Origin of the sequence: Mesorhizobium sp. L103C119B0, assembly GCF_000502235.1 — a bacterium.
Lineage (GTDB): Bacteria > Pseudomonadota > Alphaproteobacteria > Rhizobiales > Rhizobiaceae > Mesorhizobium.
On record NZ_AYXE01000018.1, the window covers coordinates 18110 to 44232 of the forward strand.

Annotated in this window: 22 protein-coding genes and 2 pseudogenes; 11 read left to right on the plus strand and 13 right to left on the minus strand. The window is 64.3% G+C overall.

What is annotated here, in order from left to right; all coding sequences use genetic code 11:
• The first annotated feature begins 18 nt into the window (after positions 1-18).
• On the plus strand, positions 19-1014 hold the full coding sequence (locus tag X728_RS142215; RefSeq protein WP_023681384.1) for an aldo/keto reductase: 996 nt from the start codon (positions 19-21) through the stop codon (positions 1012-1014).
• 219 nt (positions 1015-1233) lie between these two features.
• On the opposite strand, the pseudogene X728_RS01000000167160 reads toward X728_RS142215, so the two are convergent.
• From X728_RS01000000167160 to infC, 8 genes and pseudogenes are all read right to left on the minus strand, one after another.
• Positions 1234-1835 (minus strand): annotated as a pseudogene (locus X728_RS01000000167160) (nucleotidyltransferase family protein).
• Positions 1836-1994: 159 nt separating this feature from the next.
• Positions 1995-4403, minus strand: coding sequence for a phenylalanine--tRNA ligase subunit beta (pheT, locus tag X728_RS142210; RefSeq protein ID WP_031195816.1), 2409 nt, complete (start codon positions 4401-4403; stop codon positions 1995-1997).
• Between the two features lie 2 nt (positions 4404-4405).
• Positions 4406-4852 carry a GFA family protein gene (locus tag X728_RS142205; RefSeq protein WP_023681387.1) on the minus strand — a complete coding sequence of 149 codons (447 nt, stop codon included), beginning with the start codon at positions 4850-4852 and terminating at the stop codon, positions 4406-4408.
• Positions 4849-5901 (minus strand): phenylalanine--tRNA ligase subunit alpha, encoded by a 1053-nt coding sequence (pheS, locus tag X728_RS142200; protein WP_023832646.1) that lies wholly within the window; start codon positions 5899-5901, stop codon positions 4849-4851. Before pheS ends, X728_RS142205 begins: the two co-directional genes overlap by 4 nt.
• 296 nt (positions 5902-6197) lie before the next feature.
• Positions 6198-6599, minus strand: coding sequence for a 50S ribosomal protein L20 (gene rplT / locus X728_RS142195; protein ID WP_023672281.1), 402 nt, complete (start codon positions 6597-6599; stop codon positions 6198-6200).
• A 40-nt stretch (positions 6600-6639) separates the two neighbouring features.
• Positions 6640-6843, minus strand: a complete 204-nt coding sequence (rpmI, locus tag X728_RS142190) for a 50S ribosomal protein L35 (protein ID WP_006201248.1) — start codon at positions 6841-6843, stop codon at positions 6640-6642.
• Between the two features lie 184 nt (positions 6844-7027).
• Positions 7028-7666 (minus strand): isoprenylcysteine carboxylmethyltransferase family protein, encoded by a 639-nt coding sequence (locus X728_RS142185; protein ID WP_023832647.1) that lies wholly within the window; start codon positions 7664-7666, stop codon positions 7028-7030.
• A 132-nt stretch (positions 7667-7798) separates the two neighbouring features.
• Positions 7799-8335, minus strand: coding sequence for a translation initiation factor IF-3 (gene infC, locus X728_RS142180; protein ID WP_023744911.1), 537 nt, complete (start codon positions 8333-8335; stop codon positions 7799-7801).
• 247 nt (positions 8336-8582) lie between these two features.
• Between infC and X728_RS142175 the strand changes: the two genes are divergently transcribed.
• The 4 genes from X728_RS142175 to X728_RS142160 all read left to right on the plus strand — a co-directional run bounded on the left by X728_RS142175 (position 8583) and on the right by X728_RS142160 (position 12141).
• A complete protein-coding gene (locus X728_RS142175) occupies positions 8583-9353 on the plus strand; it encodes an alpha/beta hydrolase (protein ID WP_023693062.1) in 771 nt (256 codons plus the stop codon).
• Between the two features lie 6 nt (positions 9354-9359).
• A complete protein-coding gene (locus X728_RS142170; protein WP_023832648.1) occupies positions 9360-10502 on the plus strand; it encodes a benzoate/H(+) symporter BenE family transporter in 1143 nt (380 codons plus the stop codon).
• A gap of 116 nt (positions 10503-10618) precedes the next feature.
• Entirely contained in the window at positions 10619-11104 is a 486-nt protein-coding gene (locus X728_RS142165) for a DUF2852 domain-containing protein (RefSeq protein WP_023672286.1), read from the plus strand.
• 278 nt (positions 11105-11382) lie between these two features.
• Entirely contained in the window at positions 11383-12141 is a 759-nt protein-coding gene (locus X728_RS142160) for a M48 family metallopeptidase (protein ID WP_023748271.1), read from the plus strand.
• An 18-nt stretch (positions 12142-12159) separates the two neighbouring features.
• On the opposite strand, the gene X728_RS142155 is transcribed toward X728_RS142160, so the two are convergent.
• Positions 12160-12378 carry a hypothetical protein gene (locus X728_RS142155; protein WP_023672288.1) on the minus strand — a complete coding sequence of 73 codons (219 nt, stop codon included), beginning with the start codon at positions 12376-12378 and terminating at the stop codon, positions 12160-12162.
• A gap of 109 nt (positions 12379-12487) precedes the next feature.
• Between X728_RS142155 and X728_RS142150 the strand changes: the two genes are divergently transcribed.
• The 6 genes from X728_RS142150 to X728_RS142125 all read left to right on the plus strand — a co-directional run bounded on the left by X728_RS142150 (position 12488) and on the right by X728_RS142125 (position 18193).
• Complete coding sequence (locus X728_RS142150) at positions 12488-13147, plus strand: phosphoribosylanthranilate isomerase (protein ID WP_023739761.1); 660 nt, start codon at positions 12488-12490, stop codon at positions 13145-13147.
• A 90-nt stretch (positions 13148-13237) separates the two neighbouring features.
• Complete coding sequence (trpB, locus tag X728_RS142145; RefSeq protein ID WP_023687439.1) at positions 13238-14488, plus strand: tryptophan synthase subunit beta; 1251 nt, start codon at positions 13238-13240, stop codon at positions 14486-14488.
• Between the two features lie 2 nt (positions 14489-14490).
• Positions 14491-15330, plus strand: coding sequence for a tryptophan synthase subunit alpha (trpA, locus tag X728_RS142140; protein WP_023693067.1), 840 nt, complete (start codon positions 14491-14493; stop codon positions 15328-15330).
• A 101-nt stretch (positions 15331-15431) separates the two neighbouring features.
• Positions 15432-16358, plus strand: a complete 927-nt coding sequence (gene accD, locus X728_RS142135) for an acetyl-CoA carboxylase, carboxyltransferase subunit beta (protein WP_023687437.1) — start codon at positions 15432-15434, stop codon at positions 16356-16358.
• Between the two features lie 62 nt (positions 16359-16420).
• Entirely contained in the window at positions 16421-17746 is a 1326-nt protein-coding gene (locus tag X728_RS142130; protein WP_023728840.1) for a folylpolyglutamate synthase/dihydrofolate synthase family protein, read from the plus strand.
• Between the two features lie 27 nt (positions 17747-17773).
• Positions 17774-18193, plus strand: a complete 420-nt coding sequence (locus X728_RS142125; RefSeq protein ID WP_023693068.1) for a VOC family protein — start codon at positions 17774-17776, stop codon at positions 18191-18193.
• Positions 18194-18631: 438 nt separating this feature from the next.
• Here X728_RS142125 and X728_RS142120 read toward each other — a convergent pair whose 3' ends face one another.
• From X728_RS142120 to addB, 4 genes and pseudogenes are all read right to left on the minus strand, one after another.
• Entirely contained in the window at positions 18632-18913 is a 282-nt protein-coding gene (locus tag X728_RS142120) for a cupin domain-containing protein (protein ID WP_023832649.1), read from the minus strand.
• 131 nt (positions 18914-19044) lie between these two features.
• A complete protein-coding gene (gene trxA, locus X728_RS142115; RefSeq protein WP_023672297.1) occupies positions 19045-19368 on the minus strand; it encodes a thioredoxin in 324 nt (107 codons plus the stop codon).
• 73 nt (positions 19369-19441) lie between these two features.
• A complete protein-coding gene (gene addA / locus X728_RS142110) occupies positions 19442-22963 on the minus strand; it encodes a double-strand break repair helicase AddA (protein ID WP_023832650.1) in 3522 nt (1173 codons plus the stop codon).
• Positions 22960-26093 (minus strand): annotated as a pseudogene (gene addB / locus X728_RS01000000167165) (double-strand break repair protein AddB). Before addB ends, addA begins: the two are co-directional and overlap by 4 nt.
• Positions 26094-26123 lie beyond the last annotated feature (30 nt).

Consider the following 26123-nt stretch of genomic DNA (forward strand, 5'->3'; position numbering starts at 1 on the left):
GCAACAAGGAGATGCGCCATGAAAACCCGCAAACTTGGTACTGAGCTCGAAGTCTTCCCCGTCGGCCTCGGCTGCATGGGCATGAGCTTCGCATATGGCGGTCAGGCCGAGGTTGACGCAATCGCCACGCTGCGCCGCGCTGTCGAGATCGGCGTGACGTTTTTCGACACCGCCGAAGTCTATGGTCCCTTTGAGAACGAGATCCTTCTCGGCAAGGCATTGAAGCCGGTGCGCGACAGGGTGACGATCGCCACCAAATTCGGCTTCAAGATTTCCGAGGAAGGCTCAGGCCTCGAACGCATGGTCGGCGTCGACAGCCGCCCGGAGCACGTCAAGGCGGTGGCCGAAGCCTCGCTGAAGCGGCTCGATACCGATGTTATCGACCTCTACTACCAGCACCGCGTCGATCCCGACGTGCCGATAGAGGACACGGTCGGTGCCATGGCCGAGCTGGTGCGCGATGGCAAGGTGCGGGCGCTGGGCCTGTCGGAGGTCAGTGCCGCCACCATCCGCCGGGCGCACGCCGTGCATCCGATCGCTGCCGTGCAGAGTGAGTACTCGCTTTGGAGCCGCGACCCTGAAGACGAAGTGTTCGATGTCTGCCGCGAACTCGGCATCGGCTTCGTCCCCTACAGCCCGCTCGGTCGCGGCCTGCTCACCGGCACCATCGCCAAGCCCGAGGCCCTCAGCGACGACGACTGGCGCCGCACCTTGCCGCGTTTCCAGGCCGACGCCATGGCCGCTAATGCCAAGGTCGTTGCGACGCTGGAAAAGCTGGCGGTGGAAAAAGGCGTCACCTCGGCGCAGCTGGCGCTGGCTTGGGTGCTGCACCAGGGCGACTTCATCGTGCCGATCCCCGGCGCAAGAAAGATCCGCCATCTCGAGCAGAACACAGCGGCGGTCGGGATCGAGCTGAGCGCGGCTGAGGTCGCGGCGATTGGAGATGCGCTGTCGCCGGACAAGGTGGTTGGCAAGCGCTACACTGAGGAATTGCTGGCGCTGGTGAATGGGTGAACAAGCGGGGGAGCTTGGCGCCCTGAGAAGTCAGCGCGCGGCACCCCCCTCTGTCCTGCCGGACATCTCCCCCGCAAGGGGGGAGATCGGCTGTCGTCGCTGTTTTCGCCAATCACCAACGTTGCAGAAAGTGCGCCAACGATGAAGCTGCCAATCTCCCTCCTTGCGGGGGAGATGGCCGGCAGGCCAGAGGGGGGTGCCTCGCGCCGCCATTTCGTATTACCAAGGCACCACCGTAATCTCCGGCCAGCACGCCTTCGCCCTCGCCCCCTTGGCCTCATGCGTGCGCCTGTTATCCATCAGCCGGTTGGGCGTGATGCGAAACGCGAAGAGGTCATCCAGCCCGAACGGCGCCACGACCTCAAGCTGCCCATCGGCATCGTATCGCACCCCGACCGCATGCGTCTTCGAGGCGAAATAGCTCACCGACTCGCTGGAACTCGTATAGCGCGGGCAGGGCTGGCCGAATTTCTGCGGATACCACAGATGCACCCGTGCCTGGTTGCGCACCTCGGCCGGCAGAGCCAGCCCCTCGAAATGCTGCGCGGCTCGACGGATGACCGTTCCTCGGCCTCGTAGGACAGGTCGCTGTCATCGAAGTAGAAGAGATCGACATCCTTGATGCCGTAGCCCGGCGGCTTGCCGGTCAGGTGGTTCCAGACGCTGTTGTAGAGCGCGCCGGACACCACCAGCCAGTCCGGCAACGCCAGCGTGCGGGCCCGCTCCAGCGCGTCGCTGACGAGCGCATCCGCCAACACCATGGCGAGAAACGCTTCGCGCTGGGCTTCGAACGGCAGACCGGAATAGCGCAGATGGTCCATCGCCCTTTGGAGAGCGATTCGCAACTGCCGGCAATCCTCAGAAGCAATTCCAGGAAAAGTGTGTAGCGGTTTTACTGGGAAGCGCGCCGCGCTTTCCCTAAGACGCGCTTTCCCTAAGAATTGCCTGAAGTCGAAATACGTAGGGCGGCGTTAGCCGCTCTACGTTCTCAGCATGCCGCCCGTTTGCTTGCCAACATTGTCGACGATGCGCTTGGCCAGCGCCTCGAAATCCTCGTCGGTGAGCGTCTTTTCAACCGGCTGGATAGATACTTCGATGGCAACCGACTTCTTGGCGGTCCCGAGAGATGCCCCCTCGAACACATCGAACACCGAAACGCCGGTGACCAGCTTCTTGTCGGCGGCGAGCGCCGCGCGCACCAGCGCGCCGGCCTCCACCGTCTTGTCGACGACGAAAGCAAAGTCGCGCTTCACCGCCTGGAAGGCGGACAGCTCCAGCTTTGGCTTGGTTTTCGTCGGCTTGGCCTTCGGCTCGGGCACGGCGTCGATATAGACCTCGAAACCGCAGATCGGTCCGGAAACGTCCAACCCCTCCAGCGTCTTCGGGTGGAACTCGCCGAAGGTGCCGAGCACTGTCTTCGGGCCGAGCTTGATCGTGCCGGAGCGGCCGGGATGATACCAGGCCGGACCGCCTGGCTCGATCTGCAGCCTGTCGACCGGCGCGCCGCAGGCTTCCAGCGCTGCAATCGCGTCGGCTTTGGCGTCGAACACGCCGACCGGACCGGAATTGCCGGCCCAACTGCGGCCGGAACCGTCGAGCTTGGCGGTGCCGCGGCGCACACCGGCGGCAACGCGCCGCTGCTGGTCGGGGCCGTCGCCCTCATAGGTACCGGAGACCTCGAACAGCGCGACATCGCCGATCCCCTTGTCGGCATTGCGCTGCGCGGCGACGATCAGGCCGGGCAACAACGAGGGCCGCATATCGGACATGTCGGCTGCAATCGGATTAGCGAGCTTCAGCGCCGTCTGGCCGCCGCCGAACAGTTCGGCGTGTTTGGCCGGGATGAACGACCAGGTGAGAACCTCCAGCATGCCCCGCACGGCGAGCGAGCGCTTGGCAATGCGGGTGCGCACCTGCAGCGTCGTCAGGATCTTGGAATTGACCGCGTCATGAGCGCCGAGCGGCTGCGGCGCGATGTTGTCGACGCCGTGAATGCGCATGACTTCCTCGACCAGGTCGGCTTTGCCATCGACATCGGGCCGCCAGGACGGCACCGCCACATCGACGATGTCGTCCGAGCCCTGCGGCTCGAAGCCGAGGCGCGAAAGGATGTCGAGGCTTTCCGCCTTCGGCACTTCGGTGCCGGTCAGCCGCTTTACTTCCGAGATCGGGAAGGAAACGATCTTAGGCTTGTAGCCGGCATAGCCAATGACCTCGGTTTCCGTCGGCTCGCCGCCGCAGAACTCCAGCACAAGCTTTGTCGCCAGCTCGACGCCGGGCACCATGAATTCTGGGTCGACGCCACGCTCGAAACGGTAACGGGCATCGGTGATGATGCCGAGCGTACGGCCAGTGCGGGCCGTGGTGATCGGATCCCAAAGAGCGGATTCGATCAGCACGTCCGTGGTGCTCTCGTCGCAGCCGGAATGCTCGCCGCCCATGACACCGGCGATCGATTCGACGCCATTATCATCGGCGATCACGCACATCTGCGGCGTCAGCGTGTATTCGCGCCCGTCGAGCGCCAGCACCTTCTCGCCGTCGCGTGCGCGGCGCACGACGAGATTGCCGGCGACCTTCTTGGCATCGAACACATGCAGCGGCCGGCCACGGTCGAAGGTGACGTAGTTGGTGATGTCGACCAGCGCGCTGATCGGGCGCAAGCCGATGGCGATCAGCCTTTGCTGCAGCCATTTCGGCGACGGCCCGTTCTTCACGCCTTTCACCAGGCGCAGCGCGAAACCGGGGCAGAGCTCCGGCGCCTCGATGGTCACCTTGACCGGCGTTTCACCTTTGCCAGGGACCGCTTCGACCGGCGCGGTCTTGAGCCGGCCAAGCCCGCTTGCCGCCAGGTCCCGGGCTACGCCGTAAATGCTGGTCGCATCCGGCCGGTTCGGCGTCAGATTGATCTCGATCACCGGATCGTCGAGATGCGCGTAAGCCGCGAAGCTGGTGCCGACAGGCGCATCGGCCGGCAGGTCGATAATGCCATTGTGCTCATCCGACAGCTCCAGCTCGCGCTCGGAACACATCATGCCATGGCTCTCGACGCCGCGGATCTTGCCGACGGTCAGCGTCACGTCGATACCGGGCACATAGGCGCCGGGCGCGGCGAAGGCGCCGATCAGGCCGGCGCGGGCATTCGGCGCACCGCACACCACCTGGACAGGGGCTGCGCCATTGCCGGTGTCGACGGTCAGCACCCGCAGCCGGTCGGCGTCGGGATGCTGCACCGCCGTCAGCACCTTGGCGATGACGAACGGCTTCAGGCCGGCCTTGTCGTCGACATGCTCGACTTCGAGGCCGATCGAGGTCAGCCTCTCGACGATCTCGTCGAGCGTGGCGTCGGTGTCGAGATGATCCTTGAGCCAGGAAAGGGTGAGTTTCATCACTATGTTCCGTTTTGTCTGTACCCGCCCGGACCTTGTCCATCGGGTCTGGGCACGCTTGTCTTCAAATGGCGCGGCAAGTCGTCGGGCATATGCACGAAGGGCAGCTGCTCGCGCACATAGGCATGGTGCGTCGGCCGGAAATAAGCCGGCATGTCCATGGCGCCCAGCATGAAATAGATGTGGTCTTCCAGCCGCTCGTCGACATAGGCGATAGGCGAGCCGCAAATGCCGCAGAACGAGCGTGTAACCGGGCCGTTCTCGTACATCTTCAGTGCCTTGCCGGTGAAAGCCACCTGCTCGGTAAGGAAGCCGACAAAGGCCGACACCGGCGCGCCGCTGGCGCGCCGGCAATCGCCGCAATGGCAATAGCTGACATGGTGCGGTTCGACCGAGGCCTCGAACCGTACCGCGCCGCAGCGGCAGCCACCGGCGTGCGGCGCCGTCATGCGGAAAGACCTCCGAACAGCGTCGGCATGTCGAGCGGCCGGAAACCGTAATGCGACAGCCAGCGGACATCGGCGTCGAAGAAGGCGCGCAGGTCCGGCATGCCGTATTTCAGCATGGCGATGCGGTCGATTCCCATGCCCCAGGCAAAGCCCTGATATTCGTCGGGATCGAGCCCGCCGGCGCGCAGCACATTGGGGTGGACCATGCCGCAGCCGAGGATCTCCATCCAGTCGGAGCCTTCGCCGAAGCGCACTTCGCCGGGCCACGAGCGGTCGCATTGGATGTCGACCTCGAGGCTTGGCTCGGTGAACGGGAAGAACGACGGCCGGAAGCGCATCTTGACCTGCGGCACCTCGAAGAAAGCCTTGCAGAATTCTTCCAGCACCCACTTCATGTTGGCGACATTGGCCGATTTGTCGATCACCAGCCCCTCGACCTGATGGAACATCGGCGAGTGGGTAGCGTCGGAATCCTGGCGGTAGGTCTTGCCGGGAATGACGATGCGGATCGGCGGCTTCTGCTTCTCCATGGTGCGGATCTGGACCGGCGAGGTGTGGGTGCGCAACAGCTTGCGCTCGCCCTTTTCGTCCGGCTGGAAAAAGAAGGTATCGTGCATCTCGCGCGCCGGATGCCCTTCGGGGAAATTCAGCGCGGTGAAATTGTAATAGTCGCTCTCGACATCGGGACCTTCTGCGATGGCAAAGCCGAGATCGCCGAAGATCGCCGCGATCTCGTCGATGACCTGGCTGATCGGATGGATGCGGCCGCGCTCGGCCGGCGATTGCCGCACCGGCAGCGTCACGTCGACCGTCTCGGCGGCAAGGCGCGCCGTGACCGCCACATCCTTCAGCTCGGCCTTGCGTGTCGTCAGCGCTTCGGTGACGCGGTTCTTCAGGCCGTTGATCGCGGGGCCCTTGACCTGGCGCTCCTCGGCGCTCATCGCGCCCAGTGTCTTCAGCAATTCCGAGATCGACCCCTTTTTGCCGAGAGCCGCGACGCGCACGGCTTCGATAGCAGCCTCATCGGCGGCCGACGCGACGTCGGCCATCAGGGAGTTTTCGAGAGTATCCAAGCCGGTAGCTATGTCGTTCACGGTCAAACTCGCTGTGTTGGGAGTCAACTTTGAGGTGAAAGTCACTTTCAAGTTGAAAGTTCAGCCATAAGAAAAACCCGCGCCAGCCGTGCCAGCGCGGGTTCCCCAATCAGAATTGCGAATGCTGGGAAGCGCTGGGCTCGGAGCCCGATCCCGAAAAGTTGCAGACTTTTCGGAAAGATCGCGCTCCTCGCTAAATTTCCCTGAGCATGATGTTGTCCAAAAAGTCAGCAACTTTTTGGCATCATGCTCTAGGCGACAGCGCTTTCAAAAGCATTCGGGGTGGTGTTCTTCAGATATTCGAGCGCGACCTTGGCCTTGGCCACGAGTGCGGCGAACGCCTGCGGTTCATGGATGGCCATGTCGGACAGGATCTTGCGATCGATCTCGATACCGGACTTGTTGAGGCCGTCGATGAAGCGGCCATAGGTCAGGCCATGCTCGTGCGTCGCGGCGTTGATGCGCTGGATCCACAGCGCGCGGAACGAGCGCTTGCGGTTCTTGCGGTCGCGATACGCATACTGCATCGACTTTTCGACCGCCTGCTTGGCGATGCGAATGGTGTTCTTGCGGCGGCCGTAGAAGCCTTTCGCGGCTTTCAGGACCTTCTTGTGCTTGGCGTGCGAGGTGACGCCTCTTTTTACGCGTGCCATGTCATGATCTCCTTAAACGCTGTTCCTGGAAACCGAATGCTCAGAGGCCGTTCGGCAGAAAATTCTTGATGACCTTCTTGCCATCCGGTTCAGCCAGAACCATCGTGCCGCGGGCATTTCGAATGAACTTGTTGGAACGCTTGATCATGCCGTGACGCTTGCCGGCCGCAGCCGACAGGACTTTACCCGTACCTGTGATCTTGAACCGCTTCTTGGCGGCCGATTTGGTCTTCATCTTGGGCATTTTGCTACTCCGTATTGGTGGCGCACAATCGCGCTTCTTGTTCGCTTCGGGCGGACCAAAAGCCCGAAAAGCAAATGAAACCGCCACGGCATGCCCTGCCGGGCGGTTTTCTTGGAACGGCGGTCCTATACTTCAAAGCGGGCTGGCGCGCAACACCCGAGCGGCTGCGACGCTCTGTCCGCGATCAGGGCAGCCTGAACAGCACCGGCAGAATGCCCGATTGCTGGGCGCCATCGACGGTCTCGAACACCGGCAACGCCACCAGAAACACCAGCCCGTCGAGCAAGGTGGTCAGCAAGAGGCGCGGCTTGAAGCTGCCGGTGTCGCCTTCCTGGTAGAGCGACAGCTGGGGGAAGAAACGCGGCACCCGCGCCAGATAGGCTGTGTAGGGCGCGCCGAGAACCTCCTTGAGATACCGTTCCTCGCGCAGGATGACGATGTGGAAGGCGCCGGCGCACAACAGCGCAAACAGGACGATGCCGGAGAACGAGCCGATCTGCGCCCCGACGCCGGCGGCGGCAACGGTCGAGAACACGTAGAGAGGATTGCGGGTGATCGAATAGGGTCCGCCGGTGACCACTTCGGAGGATTTGCGCCCCCCGATATAGAGTGTCGACCACAAGCGGCCGACGACGCCAAGGAAGATCAGCAGCACGCCGACCATCTCGATCGTTTCATGCACCGGGGTATCGGGCGGGAAGGTCGACTGGCCGAACAGCAGTGCCGCAAACAGCACCACCACCAGCACCGCAAGCACCATCCGGCGCATGTGCTGGTAGCCGCCCAGCTCCTTGATGGGCGCAGGGTTGATTTCATTGGCCATGTCGGGAATCCGATCGTCGAGAAGCTTTGCCGGCGATCGCGGCGTCTGGACAGGAGAATCGGCGTCCCGCCGATCGCCGGGACGCCATGAGACAGGATTCAGGCGGATTTAGAGCGCAACGCCCGAACTGATCTAGCGCGGGGCCAGCACCATCATCATCTGGCGGCCTTCCAGCTTCGGCTCGGCTTCGACCTTGGCGATGGTAGCCGTCTCCTCGCGCACCTTGTTCAGGAGCTGCATGCCGAGTTCCATATGCGCCATCTCGCGGCCGCGGAAGCGCAGCGTCAGCTTGACCTTGTCACCTTCCTCGAAGAAGCGCCGCACGGCCTTCATCTTGGTTTCGTAGTCATGGCTGTCGATGTTCGGGCGCATCTTGATCTCCTTGATCTCGATGACCTTCTGGTTCTTGCGCGCCTCGGCCGCCTTCTTCTGGTTGGCGTATTTCAATTTGCCGAGATCGAGAATTTTGACGACAGGCGGCACCGCATTGGGCGAGATCTCGACCAGATCGAGCCCTGCCTCTTCGGCGAGCAGCAATGCGTCGTTGATGGAAATATCGCCGCGGTTCTGGCCATCGGCGTCGATCAGTTGGACCCGGGGAACCCGGATATCACGGTTGGAGCGCGGGCCATCTTTGGTGGGCGCCGCTGCTTTGAAAGGTCTGCGAATGGTCGTGGTCTCCTTGGCCGTTTCGTTCAGGGTTTCAATCTAGAAATGTTCAGGACGCGCCAATGTGGTGAGCGCGCGGGCGGAGTCAATAGCACAGCGCTGACAGAAAATCACCCTGATCGCAGGCCTGCACCAAACAAAGGATGTCGCGAGCACTTTCCGCCTCGCCTGTGCCTGTGTCAAAAGACCGGCGAGTAAAATCAGGCTCCCGCAATCAGGCCCCCAGAACCAGGATTGATCCACAGCCATGACCGCGACCACCCCAACCCTGCTGGATGTCGACGGCATTGATATCGCGGTTCGCCATTCCTCGGGCGCAACGCCCGGCATCGTCTGGCTCGGCGGCTATAAATCCGACATGCTGGGCACGAAGGCGCAGACGCTATCGGATTGGGCGGCAAGGGAAGGCCGCGCGTATCTGCGCCACGATTATTCCGGCCATGGCGAATCCGGCGGCGCCTTTGCCGACGGCACCATTTCGAAATGGCTTGGCGAGAGCCTCGCCGTCTTCCGGCGTTTCACCGAGGGCAAGCAAATCCTGGTCGGCTCGTCGATGGGCGCCTGGATCGCGCTGCGCATGGCGCAGGAACTGCGCAAGGCGGGCGACAGCAATGTGGTTGGCCTGGTGCTGCTCGCGCCGGCGCCGGATTTCACCGCCGAGCTGGTCGAGCCGGCTCTGACGGAGGAACAGAGGCGCGACCTCCGGGAGAAAGGCTTTTTCGAAGAACCTTCGGACTATTCCGCCGAGCCTTACATCTACACAAGCGCGCTGATCGAGGACGGCAGGGCGAACCGGGTCATGACCGGGCCGATCGATACCCATTGCCCCGTCCACATCCTGCAGGGCCTGGCCGATGCCGATGTGCCGGCAAGCCATGCGCTGAAGCTGGTCTCGCTGCTGCCGGCCGACGACGTCACCTTGTCGCTCATTCCCGACGGCGACCACCGGCTGTCGCGGCCGCAGGATCTCGACATGCTGCTGAGGGCGGTGGGCGACATGGTTCAGCGGGCGGGGTAGGCAAGAATGCGCATTTCCATCCCGATATCCGCCTTTGTCGCGGCAATCGTCGGCTTCGGCGGCACGCTGGCCGTCGTCATTGCCGCCGCCAAGGCGGTTGGCGCCACGCAAGCCGAAACCGCGAGCTGGGTGACGGCAGTGTGCGTGGCGATGGCGATCGAATGCTTGTGGCTGTCCTGGCGCACGAAAATACCCATCATCACCGCCTGGTCGACACCGGGCCTGGCGCTGATGGCGGCATCGAGCGGGTTTACCATGGCTGATGCGGTCGGCGCCTTCATCGTCACCAGCTTGATGTTGATCGCCACCGGCCTGTTCAAGCCGCTGACCCAGCTGATATCAAGGATACCGGCGTCAGTCGCGTCCGGCATGCTGGCGGGCATCGTCGTCACCTTCGCGCTCAATGCCGTTAAGACCATTCCGGTCGATCCCTGGCTGATCCTGCCGCTGATCGCGGCCTTCTTCGTCATTCGCCTGTTCAACCCGGCGCTGTCGGTGCTGGCGGTGCTGATCGGCGGCGGCATCGCCGCATTCCTGACAGGCCGTGTCGGCGGACTGCCGGCGCCGGAACTGTCGACGCTGACGCTGATTGCCCCGCATTTCAGCGCCGCAGCTGTCATCGGCCTGGCGCTGCCGCTCTACCTCGTCACCATGGCGTCGCAGAACCTGTCGGGTCTCGCCGTCTTGCGCGCCGCCGGCTATCACCCCGAACCCGGCCCGCTGATCGGCGTCACCGGCCTGTTCTCGCTGCTGTCGGCGCCGTTTGGCGGCTCGACCACCAATCTGGCCGCGATCTCTGCGGCGATCTGCACCGGGCCGGACGTCCATCCCAACCCGGCCGAGCGCTGGAAGACCGGACCCTTCTATGCACTTGCCTATCTGATTTTCGCGGTTTTCGGCGCCTCGCTGGTGGCTATCTTCGCCGTCCTGCCGCAGAGCCTGATCGTTCTGGTAGCCGGCCTGGCGCTGATGGGATCGCTCGCCAACGCGCTGTCGATCGCGCTCAAGGACGAGGACCAGCGCATGGCCGCCACGGTCACCTTCGTGGTCACCGCGTCAGGGCTGACCTTGTTCGGCGTTGGCGCCGCCTTCTGGGGTCTGGTCGCTGGCCTGGTCGTGCTTTCCCTCGAAGCGCTCAAAAAGCGATAATCATTTCAGGCCCTTGTCCGGTTTTGGCGGACGTTGTCTTGAATCGCCGTTTTTCTCATCCCATTTCGAATCCACGCAGCCACTCTTGGCTGTCTCCAACCGAAGGAATGGGAGAAATGAACACATCCGCATTGATCCGCCCGGCCTGGACGCCGGCGACCATCGCGCTGATGGTGATCGGCTTCATGGTGTTCTGGCCGCTTGGCTTCGCCATGCTCGCCTACATCATCTGGGGCGACCGGCTTGACGGCTTCAAGCGCGACGTCAACCGGGCCACCGACGGCATCTTCGCCGGCTGCCGCCGCGGTTCCGACAAGGCCGCGCGCTGGGGCCACGGTTCGGCCCGCACCGGCAATGTCGCTTTCGACGACTGGCGCGAGAAGGAACTCGAACGCCTCGCCGAAGAGCGTCGCAAGCTCGACGAGATGCTGAGCGAGTTCGATGAGTACGCCCGCGAATTGCGCCGCGCCAAGGACCAGGACGAGTTCGACCGCTTCATGGCCAACCGCAACAAGTCGACGGCGCCTGCGAAAACAGGCTCGGCCGAAACGGCCAAGCCCGCGACCCCCAAGCGCAAGGGCCCGAACCTGCTTGACGACTGAGGCTGCGCGCATGACCCCGAAAATCGAAATCGATTTTCGGAANCGACCCCCAAGCGCAAGGGCCCGAACCTGCTTGACGACTGAGGCTGCGCGCATGACCCCGAAAATCGGAACCGATTTTCGGGGTCATGCGCCGAATTAGAGTGCTACAGCGTCCTTTGCGCGTCAGAGACGCGCGGCGCTGTAGGACAGGCCTTGGCATGATGGACGGCGTCGCGCGAGCGGCGCCGTTTCTTTTTTGTTCTGGTCGTTTTCCTCGAATCGCGTATCGTTCAGCCATGTCCTTCGGCTTTTTCCGCAACCTGACCAAACCAAAACCCTCGCCTGTCGAAGAGCGAGAGCACGTCGTTGCCGGCCGCACACTGCCGCTCAGGATCGTCGAGAGCGCCCGCGCACGGCGGCTGACGCTGCGCATCGATTCGGGCGGCCAGGGGCTGCGCATCACCGTGCCGCCGGGCCTGCGCCGCGGCGAGGTGGAGAAATTCCTTCACCGCCACCAGGACTGGCTGGAGCAGCGTCTGGCCAAGGTCCCGACACGGCCGCAAGTGCGCCCCGGCATCAAGATCCCGATACGCGGCGTCGCGCATCGCATCGTCCACGAACCGTCGAAACGCGGCACCGTCACCGTGTCGCGCGACGAGCGCGGTCCGCTGCTGATCGTCCATGGCGAGCGCATACATTTGCCGCGCCGCATCGCCGATTTCCTCAAGCGTGAGGCCAAGAAGGACATCGAGAAGCTGGTGGTCAAGCATACCGAGGCCATCGGCAAGCGCGCCAAGGCGATCCGCTTCAAGGACACGTCGAGCCGCTGGGGTTCCTGCACTTCCGATGGCAATCTGTCCTTCTCATGGCGCATCATGATGGCGCCGACGCCGGTGATAAACTACCTGGTCGCGCATGAGGTGGCGCATCTCAAGGAGATGAACCACGGCCCGAAATTCTGGAAATTGTGCGATCAGCTCTGTCCCGATACCGACCGCTGCAAGGACTGGCTGAAGCGCAATGGCGGCGCGCTGCAGGCGATCGTGTTCGATTAGCCTGCGCCGGCGCCGCGCTCAATCATCATTGGCCGCATTAAGCTCTTCAGGCCGCAGCCCTTCGTCGCCATGGCGCGGCCATGGCAGGAAATTCTGCTCGAACGCATCGCTGCCGAAATAATCCAGGACCCGGTGCGCTTCTGCCCCGTCGAAGGCGGCCTTTTGCATCAGATGCGCGATGACGTCGCGCGCTTGCGCGATCTTCTGCCTGAGTTCGGCTATGCTCTGGTCGGCCATTCGTCTGCTCCGCCTTGCTTCTCCCATCAATAGGTAGCGCCTTTGGCGTTGCCGGCAAACAGCATGCTTTTTCTCGACTCTTGGCCGGTTTCGTGCCAATCCCCGCGCCATGGCGCTCGATATCAAGATCTGCGGATTGAAGACCGATGATGCAATGGCCGCGGCATTGGCCGGCGGCGCCAGCCATGTCGGCTTCATCTTCTTTGCCAGGAGCCCGCGCTATGTCGAGCCTGCGGCAGCCGGCCGCCTGCGCCAGGCGGCAATCGGCAAGGCCCTGGCGGTTGCCGTGACGGTCGATTCCGATGACGCCTTCCTGGACGAGATCGTCGAAAAGATGCGACCCGACATGCTGCAACTGCACGGCACGGAGACGCCCGAGCGGGTGGCCGAGGTGAAAGCCCGCTACGGCTTGCCTGTCATGAAGGTGTTCTCCGTCAGTGAGGCTGCCGATCTCGAGCGGCTAAAGCCGTTCATCGGCGTTGCCGATCGCTTCATGTTCGATGCCAAGCCACCAAAGGGCTCGCAACTTCCGGGCGGCAATGGCGTCGCCTTTGACTGGCGCATCCTGGCCGGCCTTGACGCCGGGCTCGATTACATGCTTTCCGGTGGGCTCAACGCCGCCAATATCGGCGACGCCCTGATATCAGCCAATCCGCCCGCGATAGACATTTCGTCGGGGGTGGAAAGCGGCCCGGGCGTCAAGGATCCGGCGCTGATCGAGCAGTTCTTCCGGGCCGTCAGGGCCGCGCGCGACGACCGCGCTGCCTGAGGCACTTCTTTCGAACCCGAGCATGTTCCGGAGAAGTGGGAACCGGTTTTCCGATAAGACATGCTCAGAACCAAGACCAGGAGATCGGCGATGAACAAGCCGGCGACACCCAATTCCTTCCGCACGGGACCCGACGAACAGGGCATGTTCGGCATCTTCGGGGGCCGCTTCGTGGCCGAGACGCTGATGCCGCTGATCCTCGACCTCGAGCGGCACTGGAACGAGGTCAAGAACGATCCGGACTTCAAGGCTGAGTTGACCAACCTCTCGACCCACTATGCCGGGCGGCCGTCAAAGCTGTATTTCGCCGAAGGCCTGACCAAACATCTTCGTGAGGTTTCCTCGGCGAAGGGCCTCGGGGGCGGCGCCAAGGTCTATTTCAAGCGCGAGGACCTGAACCACACCGGTTCGCACAAGATCAACAATTGCCTCGGTCAGATTCTGCTCGCCAAGCGCATGGGCAAGAAGCGCATCATCGCCGAGACGGGCGCCGGCCAGCACGGCGTGGCGGCGGCCACAGTCGCGGCGCGCTTCGGCTTTCCCTGCGTGGTCTATATGGGCGCCACCGACGTCGCCCGCCAAAGCCCCAACGTCTTCCGCATGAAGCTGCTCGGCGCCGAAGTGCGGCCGGTCACCGCCGGCCACGGCACGCTGAAGGACGCCATGAACGAGGCGTTGCGCGACTGGGTCACCAATGTCGAGGACACTTATTACCTGATCGGCACTGCCGCCGGCCCGCATCCCTATCCGGAGCTGGTGCGCGACTTCCAGTCGGTGATCGGCATCGAGGCGCGCGCCCAGATCCTCGAACAGGAAGGCCGGCTGCCCGACACCATCATCGCGGCTGTCGGCGGCGGCTCCAACGCCATCGGCCTGTTCCATCCTTTCCTCGACGACAGGCAAGTCCGCATCATCGGCATCGAAGCCGGCGGCCGCGGCCTCGACGGCATCGAGCATTGCGCCTCGATGAATGCCGGCGCGCCAGGCGTCCTGCACGGCAACCGCACCTATCTCCTGCAGAACGCCGATGGCCAGATCATGGACGGCCATTCGATCTCGGCCGGCCTCGACTATCCGGGCGTCGGCCCCGAACATTCCTGGCTGCGCGATTCCGGCCGCGTCGAATATGTGCCGATCCTCGACGACGAGGCGCTGGAAGCCTTCAAGCTGACGACGCGCGTCGAAGGCATCATCCCGGCGCTGGAATCCGCCCACGCCATCGCGCATGCGGTGAAGATCGTGCCTGATATGGACAAGGACCAGATCGTCATCGTCAACCTGTCGGGACGCGGCGACAAGGACGTGCACACGGTTGCCTCGATGCTGGGCATGGAGATCTGATCATGGTGACCCGCATCGACCGCCGCATGGCAAAACTGAAAGCCGAGGGCCGCCCGGCGCTCGTTACCTATTTCATGAGCGGCGACCCGGACTACGACACCGCTTTGTCGATCATGAAGGCGCTGCCGAAGGCCGGCGCCGACATCATCGAAATGGGCATGCCGTTTTCCGATCCGATGGCCGACGGCCCGGCGATCCAGGCCGCGGGCCTGCGCGCGCTGAAAGGTGGCCAGACCCTGGTCAAGACGCTGAAGACGGCGGCTGATTTCCGCGCCACCGACAATGAAACGCCGATCGTGCTGATGGGCTACTACAACCCGATCTACATCTACGGTGTCGATCGCTTCCTCAAGGACGCCATCGCCAGCGGCATTGACGGGCTGATCGTCGTCGACCTGCCACCGGAGATGGACGAAGAACTCTGCATCCCTGCGCTGAAGGCCGGCATCAACTTCATCCGCTTGGCAACGCCGACCACCGACGACAAGCGCCTGCCCAAGGTGCTGCAGAATACGTCGGGCTTCGTCTATTACGTGTCGATGACCGGCATCACCGGCTCGGCTTTGGCCGACACCGGCAAGGTTGCCGCCGCGGTCAAGCGCATCAAGGGCCACACCAACTTGCCAGTCTGCGTCGGCTTCGGCGTCAAGACCGCCGAGCAGGCGCGCATTATCGGCGCCAATGCCGATGGCGTCGTCGTCGGCACCGCGATCGTCAACGCGGTCGCCAATGTGTTGGGACCGAAGGGCGAGAAGACCGCCGACCCGGCCGAGGCCGTCGCCACCCTGGTCAGCGGACTGTCTCAGGGCGTGCGTTCGGCCCGCCTTGCTGCTGCCGAATAGTTTCCCTACTTAGGCCTTGTGCAAGTCGTTATCCCAAAACCGGTTCCCACTTTTGGGCGACATGCACGAGCCAACTCTTCGTCAGGACAGGAGCCGAAGCGATGAACTGGATCACCAATTACGTTCGCCCGAGGATCAATTCGATGCTCGGCCGGCGCACCGACATGCCCGAGAATCTCTGGATCAAGGATCCCGAGACCGGCGAGATGGTGTTTCACAAGGACCTGGAATCCAACCAGTTCGTCATCCCGTCATCGGGCCATCACATGAAGATTTCGGCCAAGGAACGGCTGAAATTCTTCCTCGACGACGGCAAATACGAGCAGCTTGAGAACCCCAAGGTCATGCAGGACCCGCTCAAGTTCCGCGACGAGAAGCGCTACACCGACCGCTTGAAGGACGCCAAGGCCAAGACCGGCCTGGAAGACGCCATCATCAATGCGCTGGGCACGGTCGAGGGCCTGCCGGTTGTAGTGACGGTGCAGGATTTCGCCTTCATGGGCGGCTCGCTCGGCATGGCCGCGGGTGACGCCATTGTGCACGGTTTCGAGGTCGCCTTGCAGCGCAAGCGGCCGCTGATCCTGTTTGCCGCCTCCGGCGGCGCGCGTATGCAGGAAGGCATCTTGTCGCTGATGCAGTTGCCGCGCACCACGATCGGCGTCGATCGGCTGAAGGAAGCCGGCCTCCCATACATCGTCGTCTTGACCAACCCGACCACCGGCGGCGTCACCGCCTCCTACGCCATGCTGGGCGACGTGCATATCGCCGAGCCCGGCGCGCTGATCGGCTTCGCCGGCCCGCGCGTCATCGAGCAGACTATCCGGGAGAAACTGCCGGACGGTTTCCAGCGCTCCGAATATCTGATGGAGCACGGCATGGTCGACATGGTGGTGTCGCGGCTGGAACTGCGCGAGACGATTTCACGGCTGTTGAAAATCCTGCTCAAACTGCCGCAGGAGCAAAAGCCGCTGGAGCCGGAAATCCTGCCGCCGTCGGTCATCCCGACGGAAGCCCGCCCGCAGGCCTGACGCGACATTTCTGGCCGCAAACCGCGATTGCGTGCACCTGCGCGCATGCGTAGGATTCGCTCATGACAACGCTTGCCGCAGATCGTGAAATCGAAGCCCTGATGGCGCTGCATCCGAAAGGCTTCGACCTTTCGCTCGACCGCATCACAAGGCTGCTCGAACGCCTCGGCAATCCGCAGGAGCGGCTGCCGCCGGTCATCCATATCGCCGGCACCAACGGTAAGGGCTCGTGCGCGGCCTTTTCGCGCGCGCTGCTCGAAGCCGGCGGCCACCTTGTCCATGTCCACACTTCGCCGCATCTGGTGAACTGGGCCGAGCGCTACCGACTGGCGGCCGAGGGCGGCGGCCGGCTGGTCGACGACGAGACCTTCGCCGAGGCCATCGCCCGCGTCGCCCGGGCCAATCAAGGCCAGAAGATCACCGTCTTCGAAATCCTAACCGCCGTCACCTTCATCCTGTTTTCCGAACATCCGGCTGCCGCCGCCATCATCGAGGTCGGCCTTGGCGGCCGCTTCGACGCCACCAATGTCGTTGCCCGGCCGGCGGTGTCGGTGATCATGCCGGTGTCGATGGATCACGAAGCCTATCTCGGCGACCGGGTCGAACTGATCGCCGCCGAAAAGGCCGGCATCATGAAGCGCGGCTGCCCGGTGGTCATCGGCGCGCAGGAGAGCGAGACGGCGCTGCAAGTGCTGATCGAAACCGCCGAGCGGCTGGATTGCCCGACCTTCGTCTACGGCCAGGATTTTCTCGCCTTCGAGGAAAACGGCCGCATGGTCTATCAGGATGAGGACGGGCTGATGGACCTGCCGCCACCGCGCCTGCCCGGGCGCCACCAGTTCGCCAATGCGGCGGCAGCGATTGCCGCCGTCAAGGCAGCCGGTTTCGAAATCAGTCATCGCGCCACTGAGAAGGCGATGGCGAGCGTCGCATGGCCGGGCCGCATGCAGAAATTGGCACAGGGCCGGCTGGCGGACCTCGCTCCCAAGGGCGCCGACATCTGGCTCGATGGCGGTCACAATCCGGGCGCCGGCGTGGTGGTGGCGGAAGCCTTGGCCGAGCAGGAGGAAAAGAACCCGCGGCCGCTGTTTTTGATTGCCGGCATGATCAACACCAAGGACCAGAGCGGCTATTTCCACGCCTTCAAGGGCCTGGTCCGCCATGTCTACACCGTGCCGGTGAGCATGAGCGACGCCGGTGTGCCGAATGACGAACTGGCGATCCGGGCGACCGAGGCCGGCCTCACCGCCGAGCCGGTCAGCTCCGTCGCCAGCGCGCTGATGCTGTTGCGCGACACCTGGGACGGCCCGGCGCCGCGCATCCTGATCGGTGGTTCGCTGTATCTCGCCGGTGCGGTGCTGGCCGAAAACGGCACGCCACCGACCTGAGTCCACACTTTCGCGAGGGAGCCGGTGATGATCAAGGTGAAGCAACTCGCCCATGTCTGCATCTTCGCGCATGATCTGGAAGCGACGCGGGCCTTCTACCGCGACGTGCTCGGCCTCGACACGCAGTTCAACTTCCTGCGCGACGGCAAGATCTTCGGCTTCTACCTCAATTGCGGCGATCGCAGCCATGTCGAGGTGTTCCAGAAGGACGGCACCAGCCATAGCGAGCTCAACCAGATCAACCATTTCTGCCTTGAGGTGGAAAACATCGATGCGGCGATCGCCCACATCAAGTCGAAAGGCATTGATATCACGGCCAAGAAGCATGCCTGCGACGACACGTTTCAGGCCTGGATCCGCGACCCCAACGGCGTGAAGATCGAGCTGTTCGAATACACCGCAAAAAGCGCGCAATTCACCGGCGGGGATCGCATCGCCGACTGGTAGTATTTTGGCCCGGGGAATCTATCGGGCGGTTGCCCCTCGGGCAGAAGCCCCGATATGCTTGGCGAAGCATGGAGGCAAGCTCGAATGGTTGTGAAGTGTCTTGTTACCGTCGACAACGACCCGCCGGAGGAGCTGATATTTGAATATGCTCCGCGGGTCGGCGATCATGTGATGTTACCGGGAGCCATCGAGCCACCGCACCCAATTGTTCGAGTGGCCCACAGACCGACGCGCCCCAATGATACATCCGGCCAGCCCAGTGTCGCGTATTTCGTAAGCCGAGAGACGTTTCTCTATCGTGTGTATACGGGCGCTATAGAGGGATATGGGCAGGTCCTGAAGCCCGCGACCGGACGGAAGCCCGGCAAGCCTAGGCAGGCCAAAAAAACCGTGGCTCAAACTAAATAGACATCGGCGGCCGCGGCACCAGTCTGAGGCCTATTTCAGCTCGATCTCGATGAAGGCGTATTCGCCGTCATTGGCGCTGATGACGTCGTGCTCGACGCCTTCCTTGCGGAAGTAGGGCGCGCCCTTCTTCATTTCAGCAAAACTCTCGCCGTCCTTGGTCACCAGCTTCACCTTGCCGTCCATCAGCGGCACCACGACACAGTCGTGGCCGTGGCGATGCCAGCCGGTGTTGTCGCCGGGCTGGAACCGATACTCGGTGACGATGACGCGCTCGTTGTCGATGAAGACGGTGGCCTTGGCGGATCCGGTCATTCTGTCTCTCCTGTCCAGCCTCAAGCAGAAGACATGGAGCCTTCAGGCGCGAGGGCCAGAGAGGTCAGGCGATAACGCCAAAGAAAAGCCCGGCGCCAGGGCCGGGCTTAACTTCAGAAACTCCTATAGGATCAGGCGAGGCTGCCATTGATCCAATGCGACAGCGCGGTCTTCGGCGCGGCGCCGACCTTCATGTCGGCGACTTCGCCGCCCTTGAAGATCATCAGCGTCGGGATCGAGCGCACGCCGAATTGGGCGGCAAGCTCAGGGTTCTCGTCGATGTTCAGCTTGGCGATCTTGATCTTGTCGCCGAGTTCGTTGGCGATCTCTTCCAGCGACGGACCGATCATCTTGCAGGGGCCGCACCATTCGGCCCAGAAATCCACGACGACGGGCTGCGAGGCGTTGAGCACATCCGCCTGGAAATTGCTCTTGTCGACCTTGACGGTGGCCATGCGAAAATCCTTTCGAAATTTATCTCGCACCAAATGTGGTGGTTGAGCAGCCCTTCTTCAAGCAGAACTTGTGTCACGCTCCCGTGAGTCGGGCAAGGGCGTCATCCATCGCCTGCGCCGGCAGTTCGATAAGCCTCGGTGCCTCGGTGAACAGCAGTGCTGCCGTCACCGCGCGGCCGGGGTAAAGCGGCTGGAGCAGCGCGCGGTAGAGCGCCAGCTGCAGTATATAGGCCGGCGGCACCTGGGCCAGGCCTGCGGGCGCCGGCCGGTTGGTCTTGTAGTCGACGATCGATACGCGCTCGGGCGTCACCGCCAGCCGGTCGATCTTGCCGGAGATCGAGCGCAGTCTGCCCTTGACCTCAAGGCTGCCCATCACAGCAACTTCGGCGCGGGACGACGGCGAAAACAGCCCGGCAAAACGCGAATCTCTGAGGATCGCCATCACCGAAGCCAGCGCCTTGTTGCGCTCGGCCTCCGGCCAGTCGGCGCCGGCTCGAATGAGATACTGCGCCGCCGCGCCTTGCCGTTCGTCTTCGGCAAAACCGGGCAGCATCTGCAGCAGCTTGTGCAGCGCCAGCCCGCGCATCACGGCAAAACCGGGCTCCGCTTCGCTGTCCAGCACCGGCGAACGCGTATCGACGACCGCCTCCTTGCCCTCGTCGATCAGCGCCGAAGCGCCAGAGGGCGATAGCGGGCGCGGCAGTTCTTCATAAGGCGGCAAAGGGCGAAACAGGTTTGCCGGCAAGAACGGCAAAAGCGGTTGCGGCAGCCGCGCCTCGTCGGCGGCTGCCAGCGCCACCGGCGGCAGCTTGGTGATGACGAAGCGATGCACCGGCTCGCCGCTGGCGGGATGATGGCGCTCCGTGCTTTCCGGCGCGGCAAGCAGCGCGCGGCTGACAATCGAATGCCAGGTGCCGGTGCTCGGCGAACGCTTGCCGTGATAGCCGCAGACGATCAGCCGGTCCTCGGCGCGCGTCATGCCGACATAGAGCAGCCGGCGGTATTCGTCGTCGGCAAGCTCCCGCGCCCTGGCCGAGGCCGCCTTGGAGAAGCCGTTCGCGACATCGGCGGCCGAGCGCCAGAGATAGCCCTTGCCGTCGAAATTGCGGCCCGAAGCGTCGAACGGCATCAGCCGCGGCAGATGCTGGTCGCTGAACGGCGCCGACCCGCCATCGACCAGGAAGACAACAGGCGCTTCCAGGCCCTTGGCGGCGTGCACGGTCATGACGCGGACCTCGTCGCGCGTCTGGTCCATCTCGCGCTTGATCTCCGGGCCGGTGTTCTCCAGCGTCGCCAGAAAGGCTTCCAGCCCCGGCAGTCCGGTGCGTTCCTCGGCCAGGCAGAAACTCAGGAATTCGTCGAGGATGTCGCCGGCTTCCGGTCCAAGCCGGGCGATCATCTTCTTGCGCAGGCCGTCGCGCGCCAGCACCCCGGCGTAGAATTCGAACACGGGCCGGAACGCCGCCTCGTTGGCCCAGCCGTCGAGCCGGGCAACGACATCGGTCAGCGCGGTATTGTCGCCAGCATGCTGGCGTAGTGAGGCGATCAGCGATGTTCCGGCTGGCCGTCCGGCGCCAAGCGTAAAAAGCGTCTCCTCCGACACGTCGAAAACCGGGCTGCGGAGCACGGCGGCGAGCGACAGATCATCCTGCGGCTGGATGAGGAAATGGCCGAGTGCGATCAGGTCCTTGACCGCAATGTGGCCGGGCAGGCTCAGCCGGTCGGCGCCGGCGACGGGAATATCGCGGTCCTTCAGCGCGCGCGACAGCGCATGGACGAAGCGGTCGCGCTTGCGCACCAGCACAAGAATGTCGCCGGCCCTCAGCCTGCGTCCCTTGCCCTCGATGATCTCGCGGTCCTTGAGCCAGGCCTGGATGGTCGCAGCCACGTGCTCGGCCACCCGCACAGCCGGCGCGCTGGCATGATTGACCGGCAACGTCCAGTCGTCGGGCTCCTCGACGGCGTCAGCGCCGAGCGACGGCCAGACCTCGACATAGCCAGGCGCGTCGTTGCGGATCGCCTTGTGGTCGAGCGGATCGGGGTCGTGGCTGATGCCGCGCCGCACGCCCGGATCGGCAAAGACGCGGTCGACGGCGGCAAGCACGTCGTCGGTCGAGCGGAACGACCAGGTCAGTTTCAGGTCGGCAAACGAAGCATTGGCGGCGTTCACGCGTCCGGAAAACAAGAGCCGGCTGTCGGCGAAGGAATCCGGCGCGGCACCCTGAAAGGAATAGATCGACTGCTTTTCGTCGCCGACGGCGAACACCGTGCGATTGGTCGTGCCGCGCTGGCCGTGGCCGGCAAAGAACTCCTCCGCCAGCCGCTTCACCACCTCCCACTGGTCGGGGCTGGTGTCCTGCGCCTCGTCGAGCAGGATGTGGTCGATGCCCTGGTCGAGCTTGTACTGCACCCAGGGGCCGGCATCCGGCCGCGCCAGAAGGTTAACCGTGCGGGTGATGAGGTCGTTGAAGTCTAGAAAGCCGCGGCCGCGCTTCAGGCGCTCGTAACGCACGATCAGCCAGTCGGCTATGGTCAACGCCGCGACCGTGCCTTCCAGCATTCGGAACAGCGCCAGCCGGTCGGAAACCTCTGATATCGCCTTGACGGCCGCCAGATAGCGCTCGGGAAGGTCGGGCAGCCGCTCGAGCAGCGCCTTCTTGAATGCCTTTGCCGGATCATAGGGGTCGCCATCGGCCTTGAGGAAGGCTTTGCCGAGCATCTGCAGCCGGCGGATCGGGTCCGTCTCGGCAAAGGCCAAGCGGGCATAGGGCAAGAGATTGTTGAGCACGGTGCGGGCGTCGGCGGCCTCGGCGGCACTGGCGAACACTGCAAAGAAGTCCGGCAGGAAACCCGGCAGCGGCCATACCGATGCCGCGATGTCTTCGGCGTTCTGCCCGGGGCGAAAATGGAATTCGTCGAACAGGGCCTGAAAGCTGGCGCCGTCGCGCCGGACCGCATCGATGAAGCCGCGCAGCCCGTCGCGCTTGCGCACGATTTCGGCGAGCAGCGCATCGAGCCCGTGTTCTCCGCCGCGCTCCAGCACGGTGGCAAAGGCCTCGGCCAGTCCGGCGTCTCCGGCTGACGTGCCCGAAATCATGTCGCGGCGGGCGCCGGCAAATAGCGAGGCCTCCATCTGCGGATCGAGCATTTCGAAATGCGCCGGGATGTTGGCCTCCAGCGGAAACTGGTGCAGCACCGATTCGCAGAAGGCGTGTATGGTCTGGATCTTCAGCCCGCCCGGTGTTTCCAGCGCTTCGGCAAACAGCCGGCGCGCCCGGCGCATCGTGTCGCGGTCGGGTCGGCGGTCGTCCACCGCCTCAATCCTTGTGGCAAGCTCGGCATCGCCGAGCGCCGTCCATTCCGAGAGGGTCGAGAACACACGGTTCGACATGTTGGCGGCCGCCGCCCGCGTATAGGTCAGGCACAGGATCTTCGACGGATCGGTGCCGTTGAGCAGCAGCCGGATGACGCGCTGGGCCAGCACATGCGTCTTGCCGGATCCGGCATTGGCCGACACCCAGGCCGAGTTCTTCGGGTCGGAAGCGCGCGTCTGGCTGGCGGCGGTTTCGCTGGGAATGGGATAGGCTTTTTTCATGCCTCCCCCGCCTCGTCATCGCTGTCGCCGCCGGCCGACCATTCGAGCACGCGCGCCAGGTGGTCGTAATCGCCATCGCTCTCGCCCTCGCGAAAAGGCAGCGCCCGCGACAGATAGCCGGTCGTCGGATCGGCATAGTGGACCAGCAGCTTTTCCAACCGCGCCCAAGCCTCCTCGGCGAGGTCTTCGGCGGTCCGAGGCTGGCGGTTGTAGTCGAGGATGGATTCCTCGAACACTTCGCCATTCGGCTTCAGCCGCACGAATGCGAGCTGGGAGGGCTCGCGCGCGCCAAGCCCCTTGAAGGCGCCGCGCCGGAGCAGCGCCCCTTCGAGCGCCAGCTGTGGCGCCAGCAGCGTGTGGGCCTGCGCCTTGGACGGGGACGAGCCGGTCTTGTAGTCGAGAATGTCGGCCATGCCGCCGGCCAAAAGGTCGACGCGGTCGGCATAGCCGGACAGCGTCACGCCGGTGCGGCCGACAGCGGTCTTTTCGGCGCGCTCCTCGGCATGCCGCCGGGCGACGGCGGGAGCGCGGCCGCGCTCCCATTCGATGATGTTGGCGGCAAGCTTTTCGAAGCGCGGCCACCACACAGCCTCGACGTCGGCGGGCAGGGCGATCTCGGCAAAGCAGGTCCGGCCGGCAGCGATGAGGCGTTCCAGAGCTTCGGGCGCGCGGGGATCCGCCACCTCTGTCGAGAACAGATGCAGGATGTCATGAAACAGCGTGCCGCGCTCGGCCGCACCGGGATCGCGGATCACCGGTTCGAGCGGCAGAAGGCTCAGAATACGCCTTGCATAGACCGCATAGGGGTCGCGTCGCAACGTCTCGATCGCGGTCACCGAGAAGTGGGTGGGCCGCATGCTCAGCGGCGGTTTCGGCTGCGGTCGCGGCGCGAAATGCTGCCGCTCGCCGGCATCGAGCGCGCGCGCCCAGGCAAGCAATTCGTCGCCGCGCCCGCGCAATGCGGCCGCCGGATCCTTGCCGATGAAGGTGAGGATGCGCTGCAGCCAGCGCGACGGCACCGCCGGTGCGTCGCCGGCTCGGGCGGAGCGCGTCAGCACCACCTTTTTCGCCCCCATCGCCATCTGGAAGTCGTGGGCGGCAAGGNACGGCGCTCCGGCGGCTCGAGATCGATGCCGGTCTTCATCAACCGCGACATGAAGCGATCGCTTTCCGGCTTGCGTGGCCACACGCCTTCGTTCAGCCCGCCAATGACAAGCGTGTCGACGCTCTGCAGCCGTGCCTCCAGCGCGCCCCATATCGCGATGTTGCGGTCTGTGCCTTGCCCCGGCTTGACCGTTTCCGGTGCTACCAGCGCGTCCATCACATCAGGCCATTCGTCGGCCGGGAAGTCGAACGATGCAGACGCGGCGACCACACCGCGCAGCAGCTCGGCGAGTTTCTCGCCGGCGTCGCCGGCATAAAGTTCAGCCAGGCTGCCCTCCGCCGTGCGGCCGAGATTTTCCAGCGCGGCGACGCTCGCTTTGGTCAACGCGACGAGATCGGCATTCTCTTCACCGCGAAAGGCAGTCAGCGGCGCCAGCGCCGCCACAAGCCGGCTCAGCATGTCGCGGGCATTGTCGATGCCGCGCACGCTCAGGCGCGAAAACCAGAAGGGCTGGCGCTTGTCCCCGCGCAGCCCGGCGAGACGCTCCTCGAACAGTGCTGGCAAAGAGGCGATGTCGGGGCGTCCGGTGCCGCCGCGCAGCGCCACGAGTTCGATGAGCTCGGCGGCATGGCGCACGCCTGTGCGCTCAAGTCCGAGCCCGAGCAGCGGATGCTTGAGCAGCGACAAAAGGCCGACGGGATCGCCGGGCCGGAATACCGCTTGAAGTGTGAGCCGCAGCAGGCTGGCGGCAGGCGTGTTGGCGAGCGGCGTGCCGCCGGAATCGTCGGCGATCACGCCGAAGCGCAACAGCTCGGCCGAGACGCGCCGCGCCAGCCCGCGGTCGCCGGTAACGAGCGCTGCCCTTAGTCCCGGCTGTTCCACGGCGGTTTTCAGCGCGATGGCGATCGCCGCCGCCTCGTCGCGTTCGCTGGCGGCTTCGACCAGCGTCACGTCGGCGAAGGCCTCGGCGATGTCTACGGCGTTGAAGCGTATGCGGGTCTCGGCCCATAATTCCGTGGTCTCGGCCGGCCGCAGCGCCTCGCCGACAAGGGCCGCGCGGAGCGCCAGTGCGGGCTCGGCGGAGACCACTTCCTCAACATCGCCACGCAGCACGCCAATCTTGCCGATCAGCTTGGCCATGCCGTATTGCGGGTGGCCAAGCAGTGCCGGCCGCGCACCGGGCGCCCCAATCGCGGCAAAAGACGGTTCGTCCAGCATCCCATCGAGCCCGGGCAGCACCACGGCGCCGTTGGGCAGGCTGGCGACCGTGGCAAGCAGTTCGGCCGTGGCGGGAATAGAGCCCGTCGAGCCGGCGGCGATCACCGGGCCTTTGGGCGGGTTGCGTTCCAGCCGCTTCGCCTCGCGCCGGATCAGCGCATTGCGGTGCGCGGCCGGGTTGGACCGGTCGCGCTCCTCCAGCAATTTCGGCCAGGCCTCGGTGACGATACGGAGGAAATCGAGCGTCACAAGCCACCATCCGGCAAGATTGCCGGTGACCAGATCGGCAAGCCTGCTCCAGTCCGTGCCTTCGGTTTCGATCTCGTCCATCAGCCGGGCGAGGTCACGCGCTAGCCAGATCGCATCGGCGGCGGAGGCCGGCACGACGATCTCTTCGTTGAACATATCAAGGACATGCGCCGGCAAGGTGCGCTTCCAGGCCTGCACCAGCGGCGCCAGCAGCAGCAGGCGTTCGATGGCTGCGATCGGCGGCGCCATTTCAAGCTCGGTCGGCGTGCCGGCGTCGAAGGCGGCTTCGTCCTCGTCGAACTCTCCGAGCGGGCGGATGACCGGCAGGATCGCCGAACGGCGGCTCCCTCCCGGTCCCGAAAGCGCGTCGACAAAAGCGCCGCGCAGCGCACGGGCCGCGCGCCGTGTCGGCACATAGATGGTGACATCAGCCAGCGCCAGCGGATCGCCGTCGAACCGGAAGCCGGGCACCAGCCGTCCGGCCAGCAAGGCCTCGGCCAGAGTCGGCAGGAATGGCGCTCCGGGCGGGATCGAAAGAACGCGGCGCGCGCCGCTCATACCACCTTCGCGAGAGCGTCGGCGACCGCC